This window comes from Streptomyces sp. NPDC050147, assembly GCF_040660195.1.
Taxonomy (GTDB): domain Bacteria; phylum Actinomycetota; class Actinomycetes; order Streptomycetales; family Streptomycetaceae; genus Streptomyces.
On the sequence record NZ_JBFALJ010000004.1, the window covers coordinates 339,188 to 356,078 of the forward strand.

The following is a 16,891-nucleotide window of genomic DNA, read 5'->3' on the forward strand; positions in this document are numbered from 1 at the left end:
GGTCGACTTATGCTGGGGTCTGCTCACCCCGACATCGACCCCGCCCCATCCCGAGGAGGAACCATCACCGCCCGCAAGGAGAGAGCCGACTCCGTCCGCAACAGGGCCGCCCTGCTGGCCGCCGCCGCCCGGCTGTTCGGTGCGGCCGACGACCCCGACAGCGTCAAGATGGCCGACATCGCGCAGGCCGCCGGCGCCGGCAAGGGCACGGTCTTCCGGCACTTCTCCGACCGCGTCGGTCTGGTCAGGGCGCTGGTCGTCGAGGAGACGCGGCAGCTGCGCGAGCAGGTCACCGAGGGGCCGCCGCCGCTCGGTCCCGGCGCGCCGGTGGACGAGCGGTTGCCCGCGCTCATGGCGGCGCTCCTCGACCTCAAGCTGAACCAGCGCGCGCTGATGCTGGCCCTCGAACGGGCAGGGGCCGGTAGTCCCTATCTCAATCCGGCGTACGACCTCTGGCACTCCGAAGTCGCCGGAATGCTGTCCGGCGTACACGCACGCGAGGACGCCGACTACCTCGCGCACGCCCTGCTCGCCGCCGTCCGCAGCGATCTGGTGGAACATCTGACCAGCCAGGGTGCGGAAGCCGGGCAACTGCACGAGGGGCTGCGCAAGCTCTGTGCCTCGGTCCTCGCTCACCGCGCCGGCGGCGCTCTGTGAGGCGCTGTGAGGCGGCCGGAAAACTGCGTGTAGTCGTCCCGTAACACGACTGGTGTTATCTTCCGGACCGGAAGACTCCCGGCTCCATGGGGCGGTGCTGGCTCGGATGGCAGTAGGACAACTCCCCGATCATGTAGGGGAGTTCGCGAAGTACCTGAGAGGTCTCCTGGCGCACCTCGATTCGGGCGTGGGGTGGTGCGGCGTGTTCTGGTCCCGTGACCCCGAGGGGATGCAGGCGTGCCTGGATGGCTCGGAAGTGCCCCCCTGGGACGTGGTGGAGGCGCTGCTGCACGACTTGGCCGCGGGGTACGGGGCGCAGGCCGCCGAGCGTGAGACGCAGCGGGCGCGGGCGCTGCACACGGCCTCGCTGTCCGCGTACGACGCGCGGCCCGGCGGTCGCGGGCTGCTCGGCGAGCGCCTCGACATGATGCTGACCGAGCAGCGGTTCGCCGTGGAACGGCAGGTGGAACTGGGCTACTCGCTCGCCGCCGCGGACACGCCGGACGAGGCGGAGCGGATCAACCGCGATCTGGCCTGGGTCCGCGACGACCACGAGCGGGCGACCGCCCGGTGCGCCGAACTCCGGGAGCGCGTCGAGCGGTTGGACCGGGCGGATCACCCGCAGTGGGTCGACTTCGGGACTCCGGTGGCGGACGACTTCGCGGCTGTGGGGACGGACGACTTCGACGGCGGAGCGGTGGGTGGCCCTGGCGCGGGGGCGCCGGGCGGCTTCAGAGACCGGCCGTCGGCGGCTCTCGGGGCCGAGGACGGCGGCTTCGGTGACTTCGGCGACTCGGGCGACTACGACGAGCAGACGCGGAACGCGTTCGGGGCTCCTGCCGAGGACGGCTTGGCGGCTCCTGTCGCCGACAGCTTCAGGGCCGGTGGTGCGGGCGGCCATCGCGGCACTCGCGCAGCGGAGTTGGGGGCCTTCCAGGACGGCCACGGCGTCCCGGCTCCCGATGCCCGCACTCTGTCGGCCGACCCCCCGGCGGCGCGGCCCGAAGCGGCCCCCGACGCGACCCGCGCCCCCGAGCAAGGCCACAACGTCCCCGAGCAAAACCACAACATCCCCGAGCAAGGCCACGACGTCCCCGAGTCGGGCCGCAAGTCGCGCGACACGCCCCGCCGCCAGCGCCGCCCCCGTGGTGCCCGTTTCGCGGGGTTCTCCGGGGCGGACGACGAGACCGCGGACGAGACCGCGACCGGTTCCGTCGCCGCACCGCGTACGGCCGCGCAGCCGCCCGCCGCGAACAGCCCGCGCGGCGCGCGCTACGGAAACACCGCCCAAGGGCGGGGCGGCGCCGGTGAAGACGGGCGCCGCGGCGCCCCGGGGCCGGACAGCGACGCCGAGCGGGCCACCGCCGAAGCCGTCGCCGCGCTCATCAAGCTCCGTGGCGAGGGCCGCAGCGGCGAGGCGCACGGCGTACTGGTCGAGGCCGCGGGCTGGCCCGCGCCGCGCCTGCCCGTGTTCGCCGGTGAGCTGCACCGCGCGGGCCTCGGCGCGGACTGGTCGACGCTGCTCTGGGAGGCCGCGTCCTTGCCGCCCGACCGGCTCGTCGCGCTCGCCGACGCCCTCGCCGGAGCGGGCCGCGCCGACGACTGCCGCAAGCTGCTGCGGCAGGGAGTCTCCCGGCCCGCCCCGGAGATCGCCGAGGCGGTGCTCGCGCTGATCGACGCGGGACGCGAGCGCGAGGCCCGTGCCCTGCTCGACTCCTACATCCGCGTACGGACCCCCGAGGACACGGCAAGTTGCGCGCACACCGATCCGTACCGCCTCATTCCGCTGCTCCTCCAGGCTGCCCAGGGGGTGTCGGAGGAGCGTCACTGGGATCTCGTGCACGCGCTGCGCGTCGCCGGATTCAGCGCCTGACGCGCCCGTCACGCCCGTTGCGTCTGCATGTTCTCGTGCTCTTCTCGCCCGCTTGGGTGCGAAACATGATCGACTCCGCCGGTTCACGGCGATGGTCTTGCCCAGCCCGTCGGGGAGGCTTACGTTTTCCTGTCTACGCACCAAGTCTACGGGCGTAGAAGCTCTCTGACGTCCCGTCGAAGGAGCACCTCATGGCCAACGTCGTACGCGCCGCACTGGTTCAGGCAACCTGGACAGGCGACACCGAATCCATGATTGCCAAGCACGAGGAGCACGCCCGGGAGGCGGCCCGCCAGGGTGCGAAGATCATAGGCTTCCAGGAAGTGTTCAACGCCCCCTACTTCTGCCAGGTGCAGGAGCCCGAGCACTACCGCTGGGCCGAGCCGGTGCCGGACGGGCCCACCGTCACACGGATGAGGGAACTCGCCCGCGAGACCGGCATGGTCGTCGTCGTCCCGGTCTTCGAGGTCGAGCAGTCCGGGTTCTACTTCAACACCGCCGCCGTCATCGACTCCGACGGCTCGTACCTCGGCAAGTACCGCAAGCACCACATCCCCCAGGTCAAGGGCTTCTGGGAGAAGTACTACTTCAAGCCGGGGAACGCGGGCTGGCCCGTCTTCGACACGGCCGTCGGCAAGGTCGGCGTCTACATCTGCTACGACCGCCACTTCCCCGAAGGCTGGCGCCAGCTCGGCCTGAACGGCGCGCAGATCGTCTACAACCCCTCCGCCACCTCCCGCGGGCTCTCCGCCCACCTCTGGCAACTGGAACAGCCCGCCGCGGCCGTCGCCAACGAATACTTCGTCGCCGCGATCAACCGCGTGGGCGTCGAGGAGTACGGCGACAACGATTTCTACGGGACGTCGTACTTCGTCGACCCGCGCGGCCAGTTCGTCGGCGAGGCCGCGAGCGACAAGGCCGAGGAACTGGTCGTCAGAGACCTGGACTTCGGCCTGATCGAGCAAGTACGCCAGCAGTGGGCGTTCTACCGGGACCGCCGCCCCGACGCGTACGAAGGGCTGGTACAGCCGTGAGCGACCTCCACGCCCGCCACAAGGCAGTCCTGCCGCAGTGGCTCGCCCTGTACTACGACGACCCGCTGGAGATCACCCACGGGGAGGGCCGCCGCGTCCGGGACGCGGACGGCAGGCAGTACCTCGACTTCTTCGGCGGCATCCTCACCACCATGACCGCCCACGCGCTGCCCGAGGTCACCAAGGCGATCAGCGAGCAGGCCGGGCGGATCATCCACTCGTCCACGCTCTACCTCAACCGGCCGATGATCGACCTCGCGGAGCGGGTCGCGGGCCTCTCCGGCATCCCGGACGCCCGGGTCTTCTTCACCACGTCGGGGACCGAGGCCAACGACACGGCCCTGCTCCTGGCCACCGCGCACCGCCGCTCGAACCAGATCCTGGCGATGCGCAACAGCTACCACGGCCGCTCCTTCACGGCCGTCGGCATCACCGGCAACAACTCCTGGTCGCCGACCAGCCTCTCGCCGCTCCAGACGCTGTACGTCCACGGCGGCGTCCGCAGTCGCGGGCCGTACGCCGCTCTGAGCGACGCCGAGTTCATCGAGGCCTGCGTCGCCGACCTCAAAGACATGCTCGGGCAGACACGCGGGGGAGTGGCGGCGCTGATCGCCGAGCCCGTCCAGGGGGTCGGCGGCTTCACCTCGCCACCGGACGGGCTCTACGCCGCCTTCCGCGAAGTCCTGTGGGAGCACGGCGTCCTGTGGATCTCGGACGAGGTGCAGACCGGCTGGGGGCGCACGGGCGATCACTTCTGGGGCTGGCAGGCACATGCCGCCAGCGGTCCGCCGGACATCCTGACCTTCGCCAAGGGCATCGGCAACGGCATGTCCATCGGTGGCGTCGTCGCGAGCGCGGAGGTCATGAACTCCCTCGACTCCAACTCCATCTCGACCTTCGGCGGCTCCCCGGTCACCATGGCGGCCGGCCTCGCCAACCTCACGTATCTCCTGGAGCACGACCTCCAGGGCAACGCGCGGCGCGTCGGTGGCCTGCTCATCGAGCGGCTGCGCGCCATCTGTGCCCAACTGCCCGTCGTACGCGAGGTGCGCGGCCGGGGCCTGATGATCGGCATCGAGCTGCACAACCCCGAGACGGGCCAGGCCGCTCCACAGGCGGCCGCAGCCGTCCTGGAAGCGGCCCGCGAAGGCGGACTCCTCATCGGCAAGGGCGGCGGCCACGACACCAGCGTGCTGCGCGTCGCCCCGCCGCTCACACTGACCGTGGCGGAGGCGGAGGAAGGGGCGGCGATCCTCGAACAGGCCCTGCGGAGCGTCTAGTTCACGTACCCGCGCGCACACGACCGTACGCGCGCGAACGCGCACGACCGTACGAGCATGAACGTGCACGACCGTACGAGCATGAAAGGGAGCGCCCCATCATGAGCACCCGCACCCTGATCCGCGGCGGACTCGTCATCACCGCCGCCGAGGAGATCCACGCCGACGTTCTGATCGAGGACGGTCGCATCGCGGCCCTGGCTTCCACCGGGACCCAGGAGTGGACCGCCGACCGCGTCATCGACGCCTCCCACAAGTACGTGATCCCGGGCGGAGTCGACGCGCACACCCACATGGACTTCCCGTTCGGCGGCACCTTCTCGTCCGACGACTTCGAGACGGGCACCCGGGCCGCGGCCTGGGGCGGCACCACGACCATCGTGGACTTCGCGGTGCAGACCAAGGGACAGGCGCTGCGCGCGGGCCTCGACGCCTGGTACGCCAAGGCGGACGGCAAGTGCGCGATCGACTACGGCTTCCACATGATCCTCTCGGACGTCAACGAGAGGACCCTGAAGGAGATGGACCACCTCATCGAGGAAGGCGTCAGCTCCTTCAAGCTCTTCACCGCTTACCCCGGCGTCTTCTTCAGCGACGACGGCCAGATCCTGCGGGCGATGCAGCGGGCCGCCGTCAACGGCGGGCTGATCATGACGCACGCGGAGAACGGCCTCGCCATCGACGTCCTGGTGGAGCAGGCCCTGGCGCGCGGCGAGACGGATCCGCGCTACCACGGCGAGGTGCGCAAGTCGCTCCTGGAGGCGGAGGCGACACACCGCGTGATCAAGCTCGCCCAGGTGGCGGGTGCGCCGGTGTACGTGGTGCACGTGTCGGCCCAGGAGGCGGTGGCGGAACTGGCCAGGGCCCGCGACGAGGGCCTGCCGGTGTTCGGGGAGACCTGCCCGCAGTATCTGTTCCTCTCCACGGACAACCTCGCGGAGCCCGACTTCGAGGGCTCCAAGTACGTCTGCTCGACGCCGCTGCGGCCTCGCGAGCACCAGGCCGCCCTCTGGCGCGGTCTGCGCACGAACGACCTCCAGGTGGTCTCCACCGACCACTGCCCGTTCTGCTTCGTGGGTCAGAAGGAGCTGGGCCGCGGGGACTTCTCCAAGATCCCGAACGGTCTCCCGGGCGTCGAGAACCGCATGGACCTCCTCCACCAGGCCGTGGTGGACGGGCACATCAGCCGCCGTCGCTGGATCGAGATCGCCTGCGCGAGCCCGGCCAGGATGTTCGGCCTGTACGGCAAGAAGGGCACGATCGCGCCGGGCGCGGACGCGGACGTCGTCATCTACGACCCGGCCGCCGAGCAGGTCATGTCGGCGGACACGCACCACATGAACGTGGACTACTCCGCGTACGAGGGAAAGCACGTCATGGGCCAGGTGGAGACGGTCCTGTCCCGCGGCGAAGTCGTCATCGACCACCGGAAGTTCACCGGCCATGCCGGATACGGCTCGTACGTCCCGCGCGGCACCACCCAGTACCTCGGCTAGGAGACGCGACCATGGACTTCGGACTCGTCCTGCAGACCGATCCGCCGGCCGCGCAGGTCATCAGCCTGATGAAACGCGCCGAGCGGAGCGGCTTCCGCTACGGCTGGACCTTCGACTCGGCCGTGCTGTGGCAGGAACCCTTCGTCATCTACAGCCAGATCCTGGCGAACACGGACCGGCTGATCGTCGGCCCGATGGTCACCAACCCGGGCACCCGCACCTGGGAGGTGACGGCCTCCACGTTCGCCACGCTCAACGACATGTACGGCAACCGCACCGTCTGCGGCATCGGGCGGGGAGACTCCGCGATGCGCGTCGCCGGGCGCACCCCGAACACCCTCGCCCGGATCAGCGAGGCGATGAAGGTCATCCGCGCGCTCGCCTCGGGCGAGGAGGCGGACCTGGGCGGCACCACGATCCGCTTCCCCTGGATCGGGCCGGACGCCCGCCTCCCGGTGTGGATGGCCGCGTACGGGCCCAAGGCGCTGAAGATGGCGGGCGAGGAGGCGGACGGGTTCATCCTCCAGCTGGCCGACCCGTATCTGACGGAGTCGATGGTGAAGGCGGTCCGCGACGCCGCGGCGGCGGCGGGCCGCGATCCGTCCTCGGTGACGATCTGCGTCGCCGCGCCCGCCTATCTCACCCAGGACGACTCGCCCGCCGCGCTGGCCCACGCGCGCGAGCAGTGCCGCTGGTTCGGCGGGATGGTCGGCAACCACGTGGCCGACCTGGTGGCCAAGTACGGCGCGCACTCGAACCTGGTCCCCGAGGCCCTCACGGAGTACATCAAGGCCCGCGAAGGCTACGACTACTCCCATCACGGCCGCGCCGACAACCCCGACACGGCCTTCGTCCCCGACGACATCGTGGACCGCTTCTGCGTCATCGGTACGGCGCGGCAACACATCGCCAGACTGGAGGAGTTGAAGCGGCTGGGAGTCGACCAGTTCGCCCTGTACGCGATGCATGACGCCCGCGAGAGCGTCATCGACGGCTACGGCGCCACGGTCATCCCCGCCCTGTCGTGAGCAGACCCACCTCCAGGTCGGCGACGACCCCGTAATGATCACTGGGCCAGAGGCCGTCGGCCGGTTTGCCGAAGGCGAGGTCGGCACTGCGCACGCGAGCGTAGGCGTTCGGGTGCGCGTGCGGTGAGCCGACGAAGACGTAGTCGATCCGGCGGTGGTGCCCGGGCTGACGCACCAAGAGCTCGATGTCCTCGGCGGCGTGAGGGTTGTCGGCGGTCCAGGTGTGTCCGGGGCCGGAGCCCGCGATTTCCCACACGTCGTGAAAGTGGGTGCTTCGCCCCGAGAGCGATTGCCGGCCGGTCAGATAGCGGATGCCGGCGGAGTCGGGGTCCGCGTTGAAGTCACCGGCCATGATCGTCGGCAGGGCCGTGCGATGCCGGGCGTCCAGGTCGCTCAAGGCCAGCACCTGACGCTCCCGTTGCGCTTCGGCGTCGAGGCGGAAGGACGTCGTGGGCGCGATGAACAGCACGTCGCCAAGGCCGGGCAGCGGCACGTGGGCGGCCGGGGTGAGCCAGGGGACGTCGGGCGCGCCCGCTCCGCGCTGGTCCAGGACTTCGACGATGCGGTGCGGCCACCGCGTCGCGATGGCCGTCCCGCCGTACCGATCCGCGTAGGGCGGGGCCGTCGCGGTGGTCTGCGACTGGTGGGTGCCGTGCAGGCCCGTCCCCTCGATCAGACCGGGCAGCTGGTCCGGCAGGACCTCCTGGAAGGCGACGAGATCCGGCGCGAGCCGCCGCAGTTCGGCGTTGATCAGCGCCGCACGCGCGACGGCGTCGCCGCGGCCGTTCCAGACGTTCAGCGTCACGACGCGCAGTCCTGCCGCCATCGAGTTCCTCTCCCCGGTCGCTTGCGGTGGTGCTTCCTCGCGGGTGCTGCCGTGCCGTCGGGCGCTCACGGCTGCCGGACGGCGATGACGTCGAACTCCAGCGTCACCTTCGGGCTCACGAGAACGGAGGTCGCGGCGTTCCAGTTCACACCCCAGTCCTCGCGGTTGACCGTGACGCTGCCCAGGAAGTTGACCCGCAGCTCGCCCCGCGAATCCGTCTCGGCGGCGGTCAGCTCGACGCGGAGGGTGACCGGTTTGGTCACCCCGCGCATCGTCAGATCGCCGGTGACGTCGTAGGTCGTCTCGTCGACCGGCTCCACCTCGGTCGAATCGAAGGTGATGACGGGGTGGTTGTCCGTGTCCAGAAACGTGCCGCGCAACTGGGCGTCGCGCTGCCGCTGGTGGGTCTGGAGACTCGCCGCCCGGATCGAGAGGCGTGCGCTGGACTTCGACGGTTGGTCGCCGAACAGATAAGCGCTGCCCTCGTACTCCTCGAACTCCCCGCGGACCTTGGTGGACAGAGTGTGCCGGCCGACGAATCCGATCCGGGAGTGGGCGGTGTCGAGGACATAGGCGCCGGTCAGCTCGTCGAGGCCGATCGTGGTCGGCATGGTCTTTCCTGCCTTTCTGGTCGGTGCGCGTGGACGGCTGGGCCCGGCCCTGCGGCCGGGGCACCAGCCGTCGGGGATATCGGCTAGCCGAACTGGCCGACCTGGTAGTCGCCCGCGGGCCGCTGAGTGAGGACGTTCAGGCGGTTGAAGGCGTTGATGAGAGCGATGGTCGACACCAGGGCGGCGAGCTGGTCCTCGTCGTAGTGCTTGGCGGCGTTCGCCCACACCTCGTCCGGGACACCACCGGCCGCGTCCGCGATCCTGGTGCCCTCCTCCGCCAGCTCCAGGGCGGCCCGCTCGGCATCGGTGAACACCGTGGCCTCGCGCCACGCGGCGACCAAGTGGAGGCGCAGGGGGGTCTCCCCGGCGTGCACGGCCTCCTTGGCGTGTATGTCGATGCAGAATCCGCAGCCGTTGATCTGGCTGACGCGGAGTTCGACCAGCTCCCGCGTCGCGGCCGGCAGCGTCGACTCCAGGAGTGACCTGCCCGCGGTGGCGATGTGCTTGACGACACCGGCCGAGACCGGGTTGGCGAGGAAGTCGATACGGGCTTGCATGGTGATCTCCCTTTTCTTGCCTCTTGGCCGGCCCACCGGACGGGCGGAACGGCTCTTCGCGGGATCGTCTTCGTCCCAGCAGCACCGACGAGACAGCCCCTCGAAATGTGAGGCGCGGGGGCGACGTCACATTTCGAGGGGCTGTCTCGTCGTAGGACGGAGAGGCCGTCTCGTCGGAAGACGTGGAGGCTGTCTCGTCGGAAGACGGAGAGGCTGCCTCATCGGATGAGGGCGGCTGACGCGGCAAGGGAGTGGCGACACCATGAGAACCCAGTTCGAGCCCGGAGACGGACGGATCGACCCGAGCCTGAGCGCGATCATGGGCGAGCGGCGACAGCTGATCAATCTCGCGTACCGGCTCCTCGGCTCCCTGGCCGACGCGGAGGACGTCGTGCAAGAGGCCTACGTGCGCTGGTACGCGATGTCCCCGCGCCAGCAGGAGGCCATCGAATCCCCCGGCGGCTGGCTGACGAGGGTCGCCGGCCGCATCTGCCTCGACCAGCTCCGCTCGGCGCGGGCCAGGCGCGAGAGTTACGTGGGGGAATGGATCCCGGAGCCGCTGCCCGATCGCACGGAGTGGGCCGACGGGCGGCAGGGCGGCGCGACCGCCGATCCGGCCGACCGGGTCACTCTCGACGAGTCGGTCAGCATGGCCTTCCTCGTCGTACTCGAATCGATGACCCCGGCCGAGCGCGTCGCGTTCGTCCTGCACGACGTCTTCCGCTACTCCTTCGCGGAAGTGGCCGAGATCGTCGGGCGCAGCCCGGCGGCGTGCCGCCAGCTGGCCTCATCGGCGCGCCGCCGCATACGTGCCGCGCACGAACCCGCGACTCCGGCGGCCCGGCGCGCCACCGTCGTCAAAGACTTCAGGCACGCCTGGGAGACCAAGGACATCGCCGCGCTGATCGGTCTCCTCGACCCCGATGCCACGGCACTTGCCGACGGCGGAGGACTGGTCAACGCCGCGCCCCGCCCCCTCGTGGGAAGCGAGGAGATCGCGCGCTACCTGGTCGCCGTCTCCGTCGTCATCGACGGCCAGGCGTTCGACCAGAAGATCCTTGAGCGCACGGTCAACGGCCAGCCCGGCCTGGTGGTCCAGCACGACGGCGTCACCACGTCGGTGCTGGCCTTCGACATCGCGGGCGACCGGATCACCCGCTTGTGGGCGATACGGAACCCCGAGAAGCTCAGGTCCTGGACGTCGTACGGCAAGGCGCTGAACTGAGCCGAGGTGTCCTGCGGAGGGGCTGGTTGCTCCATCACCAAGTCGGCAGGTTCCGCCCTCTATAGGCCCCGTGGCGGGCCGGTCCCGTCGGCAGGCAGGTTCCGCGGCGGGCCGGTTCCGCCGGCAGGCAGGCTCCGCGACGGGCCGGTCCTGCCGACGGGCTTTGCCATCTGCAGGCCCTGTGACGTGAATGGGCGCGGGCGGGTCAGTCCGTGACGTCGATCTTGCCGTTGAGCTTGGCGGGGACCGAATCCGCGGGGGCGGGGGACATGCCGCCGGTGATGCCCTTGAGGAGTCCGGCCATGTCGACTCCCGTGGTGGAGCTGAGGAGTTCCATGCCTTGGGCGACGTTGTCGGCGACCGTGCGGGAGAGACTGCTCGCGCCGTCGGTGGAGATCACGGTCATCTTGTCGATGGCGCCGAGCGGTTCCGCCGCCTTGGCCACCACGACGGGCAGGACCTCGACGAGCATCTGCAGCACCGCCGCGTCGCCGTACTGCGCGAACGCGTCGGCCTTCTTGCGCATCGCCTCCGCCTCGGCGGCTCCCTTGGCGCCGATCGCGGAGGCGTCGGCCTCGCCCTCCAGACGAACGGCGTCGGCGAGCGCCGCCCGCTGGGCCTTCTCGCCCTCACCGGTCAGACGGGCCCGCTCCGCGTCGCCCTCCGCCTGCTTGACCAGGGAGACACGGCGGGCCTCGGCCTCCTGCTCGGCCTGGTAGCGCGCGGCGTCGGCGGGCTTGCGGATCTTGGTGTCCAGCTCGCGGTCGGTCAGGGCTGCCTGCCGCTGGGCGACCTTCTCCTGCTCGCTGAGGACCTCCTGCTGGCGGGCGGCCTCGGCGAGCGGTCCCGCGGCCCCTGCGCGGGCGGAGGCCTCGTCGGTCTCGGCCTTGATCTCGGCCTGCTTGAGGGCGAAGGTCCGCTGGGCGATCGCGATCTCCTCCTCGGCCTTCAGCCGGGCCTGCTCGGCGGCGCGGCGCGCCACGGCCTCGGCGATGTCGGCCTCCTGCTTGGCGCGAGCGGCTTCGGGGCGGCCGAGGTCCTCCAGGTAGGAGCCCTCGGTGGTGATGTCCTGGATCTGGAAGGCGTCGAGCACCAGGCCCTGCCCGGACAGACTCGCCTCCGCCTCCTCGGCGACCTGCCCGGCGAACGCGGCACGGTCGCGAATGATGTCCTCCACCGACATCCGGCCCACGATGGAGCGCAGCGCGCCGGAGAGAACCTCCTGGGTGAAGCCGACGATGCCGCCCTGCTGGGCGAGGAAACGCTGCGCCGCGGCGCGTATGGAGTCCTCGGTGCCGCCGACCTTGACGATCGCGACGCCCTCCAGGTTGGCCTTCACGCCACGCAGCGTGACCGCGCCACGCACCGCGATCGGGATGTGCCGCGAGGAGAGGTCGAGCGTGAACTTCTGCTGCACGAACGGCACGACGAACACGCCGCCGCCCACCACGACCTTCTGGCCGCTGTTGTCGGTGGAGATCAGACCGGTGTCGGGGTCGGTGGACTTCTTGCCGCGCCGCCCGGTCACGATGAAGGCCTCGCTCGGCCCGGCGACCTTGTAGCGGGTCACGACGACGAGCGCGAGCAGGACGAGGAGTACGACTACTCCGATGACAGCGGTCAGGACTGGACTCATGGTGAATTCCCCCCTGCCTCCCCGGGGGGACGGCAGATCGGTGATGTTGTACGTGTACGTGTAGGTGGGCGCGCAGGTGTACGCGGTCGCGGTCGCGGAGGTGAAGGTGAAGGCGGACGTGGAGGTGGACGTGGGGGTGGGGGGTGTGCGGTTGGTCAGCGCCGCACGGGGCGGACCGCGACCGAGGTCGGTGACAGTGCCGCCTCCACCCAGATCTCGGTGCCGCGGGTGACGGCCTCGCCGCTCCTGGCGGCGAACTTCACCGGCTGGCCGCCCAGTTGCAGCAGCACTTCGCCGTACCCGTCGACCGGGATTCCGGTGACCACGGCGCCCGCGGTCCCCACGAGGTCGTCGCCCCGCGGAGTGGTCGCGGTCTGGTCCCGCATCAGGGCGCGGCTGAACTTCCACGTCAGCCAGCCGGCCCCCACACCGACGGCCGTGCCGACGGCGGTGGCACCGCCGACGCCGAGCCCGGTCGTGCCGAGCACGATCGCACCGCCGAAGCCGAGCATGGACACGAATCCGGCGACCACGGGAAGGGACAGCAGCCCGTCGAAGAAGCCGTCGAGGACTCCGATGCCGTCGAAGAGCCCTTCAAGGACCCCGTCGAAGACGAGAGAGAGGACCAGCAGTGCGATTCCCGCGATGCCAAGACCCAGAAAGACGGTCACCTGAGCACCTCCTCAACTTGCCGGATGTCTAGGTGAGGTGGTGATCGTCGCATGCGGGGGAGGAGGCGCACATTGCCGTAACCCGGCAATCATCAAAGGTCTTTCATGCCGGTTCACGTATCGGCCGGGACGACGCGGTCGGTCCCGGGGAGGGCGCGGCACAGCGACGAACCACGATTGATTTTTCGGGCCAAGGTAGTTGCGGTACGCAGCTGGCGCGATCCGGTCGACCGGGAGCAGGATTGTCGGCACCGCCGTCCGGGGAAGCTGGCGGGGAAGCCAGCTCCGAAGGCGCTCAAACACCTGCCGGTACCAGCATCACCACCAGTACCTGACCTGAGTTGACTCGCGTGGACCCGCGTTGACCCGAGTAAGGAGCCTGGGCATGGATTTCGGACGTGTGCCGCAGACCGATTCGCCCGCCGCGTGACCGGCACCGTCCCCACGGGGCCGACCGCCGCGGAACCGGGCGACACCTCCCAGACCGTCGCCGACGACGGCCGCGTCGAGCTGCGCCCCGGAGCCTTTCCGGAAGACAGCCGCTTCGCCAACGACGACCTCAAGCCCATTCCCCTCGCCGAACGCCACTGGAGCACCTACAACTTCGCCGCCCTATGGGTCGGCATGGCTCACAACATCCCCTCCTGGACCCTTGCCTCGGGCCTGGTCGCGCTCGGCATGGACTGGCGCCAAGCGGTCTTCACCATCGCGGCGGCCAACGTGATCGTGCTCCTCCCGATGCTCCTGACGGGCCACGCGGGCCCGAAGTACGGCATCCCCTTCCCCGTCCTGGCCCGCGCCTCCTTCGGCCTGCGCGGCGCGAACCTGCCCGCCCTGATCAGGGCGGCCGTGGCCTGCGGCTGGTTCGGCATCCAGACCTGGATCGGCGGCCAGGGGATCTACGTCCTGCTCAACCAAGCCTTCGACGGGGCGTGGAGCGACGAGTCCCGGATCGGCGGCCATCCATGGCCGTTGTGGCTCTGCTTCGTGCTGTTCTGGGCCCTCCAACTGGCCATCATCTACCGGGGAATGGAAGCGCTGCGGCGCTTCGAGAACTGGGCGGCGCCCTTTGTGCTCGTCGGCGCCGTCGTACTGCTCGTGTGGATCGCGAACAAGGCGGGCGGCTTTGGCCCGCTGCTGGACCAGCCGTCCACACTGGGCTGGGGCGGCGACTTCTGGCCGGTGTTCTTCCCCGCACTGATGGGCATGATCGGCTTCTGGTCCACGCTGTCCCTGAACATCCCCGACTTCACCCGGTTCGGGAAGGGGCAGCGGGCGCAGGTGTGGGGTCAGACACTCGGGCTTCCGACCACCATGACCGCGTTCGCGCTCCTGTCGGTCCTGGTCACCTCCGGTTCGCAAGCGGTGTACGGGGAGCCGATCTGGGAGCCCGTCGACCTGGCCGCCAAGGCCGACAACGTCTTCGGGCTCCTCTACGCACTGGTGACCGTCCTGGTCGCCACGGTCTCCGTGAACATCGCGGCCAACGTCGTCTCACCCGCGTACGACCTCGCGAACCTCGCCCCCAAGCTCATCAACTTCCGTACGGGCGCGCTGATCACCGGTGTCGTGGGGGTGGTCATCTTCCCGTGGAAGCTGATCGAGACGCCCGAGCTGTACATCTTCGTCTGGCTCGGCGTCGTGGGCGGGCTGCTCGGCACGGTCGCGGGAATCCTGATCGCCGATTACTGGGTGGTGCGCCGAACGGCCCTCGACCTTGCCGATCTGTACCGCCCCGAAGGGCGCTACTGGTACACGGGCGGGTGGAACCTACGAGCCGTCGCCGCCTTCTTGATCGGCGGTGTGCTCGCCGTCGGCGGCTCGCATTCCGCGCCGGGGAAGGGGCCGTTCCCGGAGGACGGGCTGATCCCCGTGCTGAAGCCGCTCGCGGACTACGGGTGGGCGATCGGGCTCGCTTCGGCGCTGGTCGTCTACGTGGGACTGATGGCGACGGGGAGGCGCAGGGGCTCCGGGGACCCTGCGGGCTCGGTGGGAGGCCGATCGGGGGCGGCCTAACCCGGGCGCACTGCCGTCACCAGCCACACCCCCGCCCGCATCCGCACGCCGTACTCGGTCGCGTGCGTCCGGAACGCCCCTTCCAGCGCGGCCCGCGTCCCCGCGGAGACCGTCCTGCCCGGAGTGCGCGAAAGTATGAAGTCGACGGCATCGGAGGGGGTTTGCCCCCACACCGTCTCCACCGGAACGGGAGTCACCGTCACGTCCCCGTAGGCGGTGAGCACCTCAAAGATGCGGGCCGGGTCCGAGAGGGAGGCCATGGCGGCGCGCGCGGCGGTCGCGTCGGCCGCGGCTGCGGGGGCGTCGGGTGCTGCGGTCTCCGGGCTTGCCTCAAGGCCTTCCTCTTCCGCGAGGAGCTTGGCGACGAGCCCGAGCGTCCGGGACTCCTCGGTCTCCTGGTCGACGGGCTGTGGACAGACGAACACCAGCCGCCCGCCGGGACGCAGCGCACGAGCGATGTTTGTGAACGCGGCGGTGTGGTCGGCGAAGAACATCACCCCGCCACGGCTGATCGCGACGTCGTAACCGGCCGCCGGGAAGGGGTGGATCTGGGCGTCGGCCTGTTCGTACGCCGCATTCGTGATGCCGTCAGAAGCGGTGCTCGCCCGAGCGCGGTCAAGGAGCGGCGCCGAGATGTCCACCCCTACCGCGTGACCCTGCGCGGCGCGACGGGCCGCGATGCGGGTGGTGACGCCCGCGCCGCAGCCGATGTCCAGGACGCGGTCGCCGGAGCCGATGGCCGCGGCTTCGAAGAGGGCGTCGTTCACCCCGGACAGCATGGTGTCGTAGCGCTCGTGGTGCGTGGCCCAATGGGCGCCCAGGTGGCCGTTCCAAGCCCTGGCCTGGCAGGAGTTGGAGTCCGCTGGCGCCTGCGTGGTCATGAGGTCTCCCTGGTGTGGTGGGCGGAGTGCTGCGCCGAGAGGGCGCTCTCGATGCGGTCGACCGCCGTGAACGCGCCGAACGAGATCAGCTGCACGAGGCAGTGGTCGCTGAACGGCGGCTTCTTCCACGCCGCCACGTCCTCGTCGGTGATGCGGTACGGAGCGAGCGCGGCGAGCAGCGCGAGTCGTGCCCCCGGGCGGGACGCACGGTGGGGCAGGGCTTGCCAGGACAGCGGCGGATGCGCGCCGTCCCACGCGGCCACCGTCGCCTCCACGAGCGTCCGGTCGACGTCGTCCAGCAGGCCGGCGCCCCTCGCCGCCGCCGACCGCAGCGCGGCATAGGCGGAACCGATGGGTGTGCCGGCGGCCCAGGAAGGGCCGGGCTGGAGGTCGTCGAGCAGAGCGAGCGAGTCGCCGGGGGTGCAGGAGCGACGCACGGTCTTCTGGAGGGTGCGGCCGCCGATCGAGCGCACCGCCCGGAAGCGCTGCGCGTTGCACGGCAGTATCTTCTCGGTGATCAGCGACGACGCGACGCGGTTGATGAAGTGGAAAGTGAGCGCCGTGCCGATGTGCGCGGGGGCATGGGCGCGCGGGAACGGCGGCGGGCCGAGCTCCGGCGCCTGAGGCGTCCGGGTGGCCTTGCCCCAGGCGAGCAGCCTTGCCTGCGCCGGGTCCTCGGGCTGCTCGCCGCGCAGCACCCGTTCGGCGACGCGGTGGTCGCCGGTGGCGTGCAGCATCATCGTGTGCGCGCTCACGCAGAACGGGCAGCGGTTGGCGAGCGAGACGCCCACGGCGACCAGCTCGCGGTCGGTGCGGGTCGTGCCGCCGCTGCCGAACGCCTCGTCACCGCCGGCCAGCAGGGACTCGCGGAGCAAGGCCCAGGCCGCGGTGAACAGTTCCGGCGCGGGGCTGAGGGCGACGAGCGGAGCGGGCTCCGCGATGCCGAAGTCCTCTGCCATCTGCGTGTACGCCTCGGCGGTCCTGCCGGTCGCGGACTTCGCGAGTACGGGATCGGTGTATCGGTAAGTTGCCATGCCCCGATGGTCGGGGCGCCGGGTGCCTCGGGTCGTCGTCCGGCGGAAGGCAGTTGGGAGTACGTC

15 protein-coding genes are annotated in these 16,891 nt (G+C 70.5%); 8 read left to right on the forward strand and 7 right to left on the reverse strand.

Annotation, left to right across the window (positions count from 1 at the left end; translation table 11 throughout):
- The first annotated feature begins 9 nt into the window (after positions 1–9).
- The 6 genes from AB0I94_RS10030 to AB0I94_RS10055 all read left to right on the forward strand — a co-directional run bounded on the left by AB0I94_RS10030 (position 10) and on the right by AB0I94_RS10055 (position 7,368).
- A complete protein-coding gene (locus AB0I94_RS10030) occupies positions 10–657 on the forward strand; it encodes a TetR/AcrR family transcriptional regulator (RefSeq protein WP_363308982.1) in 648 nt (215 codons plus the stop codon).
- 106 nt (positions 658–763) lie between these two features.
- On the forward strand, positions 764–2,530 hold the full coding sequence (locus AB0I94_RS10035) for a hypothetical protein (RefSeq protein WP_363308983.1): 1,767 nt from the start codon (positions 764–766) through the stop codon (positions 2,528–2,530).
- Positions 2,531–2,721: 191 nt separating this feature from the next.
- Entirely contained in the window at positions 2,722–3,564 is an 843-nt protein-coding gene (locus tag AB0I94_RS10040) for a nitrilase-related carbon-nitrogen hydrolase (RefSeq protein ID WP_363308984.1), read from the forward strand.
- Positions 3,561–4,844 carry an aspartate aminotransferase family protein gene (locus AB0I94_RS10045; RefSeq protein WP_363308985.1) on the forward strand — a complete coding sequence of 428 codons (1,284 nt, stop codon included), beginning with the start codon at positions 3,561–3,563 and terminating at the stop codon, positions 4,842–4,844. Before AB0I94_RS10040 ends, AB0I94_RS10045 begins: the two co-directional genes overlap by 4 nt.
- 101 nt (positions 4,845–4,945) lie before the next feature.
- Positions 4,946–6,340: a dihydropyrimidinase gene (gene hydA / locus AB0I94_RS10050; protein ID WP_363308986.1), complete on the forward strand. Its 1,395-nt coding sequence runs from the start codon at positions 4,946–4,948 to the stop codon at positions 6,338–6,340.
- Between the two features lie 11 nt (positions 6,341–6,351).
- Positions 6,352–7,368, forward strand: coding sequence for a TIGR03842 family LLM class F420-dependent oxidoreductase (locus AB0I94_RS10055; protein ID WP_363308987.1), 1,017 nt, complete (start codon positions 6,352–6,354; stop codon positions 7,366–7,368).
- On the opposite strand, the gene AB0I94_RS10060 is transcribed toward AB0I94_RS10055, so the two are convergent.
- The 3 genes from AB0I94_RS10060 to AB0I94_RS10070 all read right to left on the reverse strand — a co-directional run bounded on the left by AB0I94_RS10060 (position 7,349) and on the right by AB0I94_RS10070 (position 9,362).
- Positions 7,349–8,194 (reverse strand): endonuclease/exonuclease/phosphatase family protein, encoded by an 846-nt coding sequence (locus tag AB0I94_RS10060; protein WP_363308988.1) that lies wholly within the window; start codon positions 8,192–8,194, stop codon positions 7,349–7,351. The two genes, AB0I94_RS10055 and AB0I94_RS10060, sit on opposite strands and share 20 nt — an antisense overlap.
- A 65-nt stretch (positions 8,195–8,259) precedes the next feature.
- Positions 8,260–8,805 carry a YceI family protein gene (locus AB0I94_RS10065; protein ID WP_363308989.1) on the reverse strand — a complete coding sequence of 182 codons (546 nt, stop codon included), beginning with the start codon at positions 8,803–8,805 and terminating at the stop codon, positions 8,260–8,262.
- A gap of 83 nt (positions 8,806–8,888) precedes the next feature.
- The gene (locus AB0I94_RS10070; RefSeq protein WP_363308990.1) at positions 8,889–9,362 is read right to left on the reverse strand and encodes a carboxymuconolactone decarboxylase family protein; all 474 of its coding nucleotides are present in this window, start codon (positions 9,360–9,362) and stop codon (positions 8,889–8,891) included.
- Between the two features lie 262 nt (positions 9,363–9,624).
- Between AB0I94_RS10070 and sigJ the strand changes: the two genes are divergently transcribed.
- On the forward strand, positions 9,625–10,587 hold the full coding sequence (sigJ, locus tag AB0I94_RS10075; RefSeq protein WP_363308991.1) for an RNA polymerase sigma factor SigJ: 963 nt from the start codon (positions 9,625–9,627) through the stop codon (positions 10,585–10,587).
- 205 nt (positions 10,588–10,792) lie between these two features.
- On the opposite strand, the gene AB0I94_RS10080 is transcribed toward sigJ, so the two are convergent.
- Together AB0I94_RS10080 and AB0I94_RS10085 are read right to left on the reverse strand one after the other, a co-directional pair.
- The gene (locus AB0I94_RS10080; RefSeq protein ID WP_363308992.1) at positions 10,793–12,223 is read right to left on the reverse strand and encodes an SPFH domain-containing protein; all 1,431 of its coding nucleotides are present in this window, start codon (positions 12,221–12,223) and stop codon (positions 10,793–10,795) included.
- A 155-nt stretch (positions 12,224–12,378) separates the two neighbouring features.
- Positions 12,379–12,894, reverse strand: a complete 516-nt coding sequence (locus AB0I94_RS10085) for a hypothetical protein (RefSeq protein ID WP_363308993.1) — start codon at positions 12,892–12,894, stop codon at positions 12,379–12,381.
- 426 nt (positions 12,895–13,320) lie between these two features.
- Here AB0I94_RS10085 and AB0I94_RS10090 point away from each other — a divergent pair, with 426 nt between their 5' ends.
- Positions 13,321–14,910 carry an NCS1 family nucleobase:cation symporter-1 gene (locus tag AB0I94_RS10090; RefSeq protein WP_363308994.1) on the forward strand — a complete coding sequence of 530 codons (1,590 nt, stop codon included), beginning with the start codon at positions 13,321–13,323 and terminating at the stop codon, positions 14,908–14,910.
- On the opposite strand, the gene AB0I94_RS10095 is transcribed toward AB0I94_RS10090, so the two are convergent.
- Together AB0I94_RS10095 and AB0I94_RS10100 are read right to left on the reverse strand one after the other, a co-directional pair.
- On the reverse strand, positions 14,907–15,791 hold the full coding sequence (locus AB0I94_RS10095; protein ID WP_363308995.1) for a class I SAM-dependent methyltransferase: 885 nt from the start codon (positions 15,789–15,791) through the stop codon (positions 14,907–14,909). The genes AB0I94_RS10090 and AB0I94_RS10095 overlap by 4 nt on opposite strands.
- The gene (locus tag AB0I94_RS10100; protein WP_363308996.1) at positions 15,788–16,825 is read right to left on the reverse strand and encodes a carboxymuconolactone decarboxylase family protein; all 1,038 of its coding nucleotides are present in this window, start codon (positions 16,823–16,825) and stop codon (positions 15,788–15,790) included. The genes AB0I94_RS10095 and AB0I94_RS10100 overlap by 4 nt, the downstream gene beginning before the upstream one ends.
- Between the last annotated feature and the right edge of the window lie 66 nt (positions 16,826–16,891).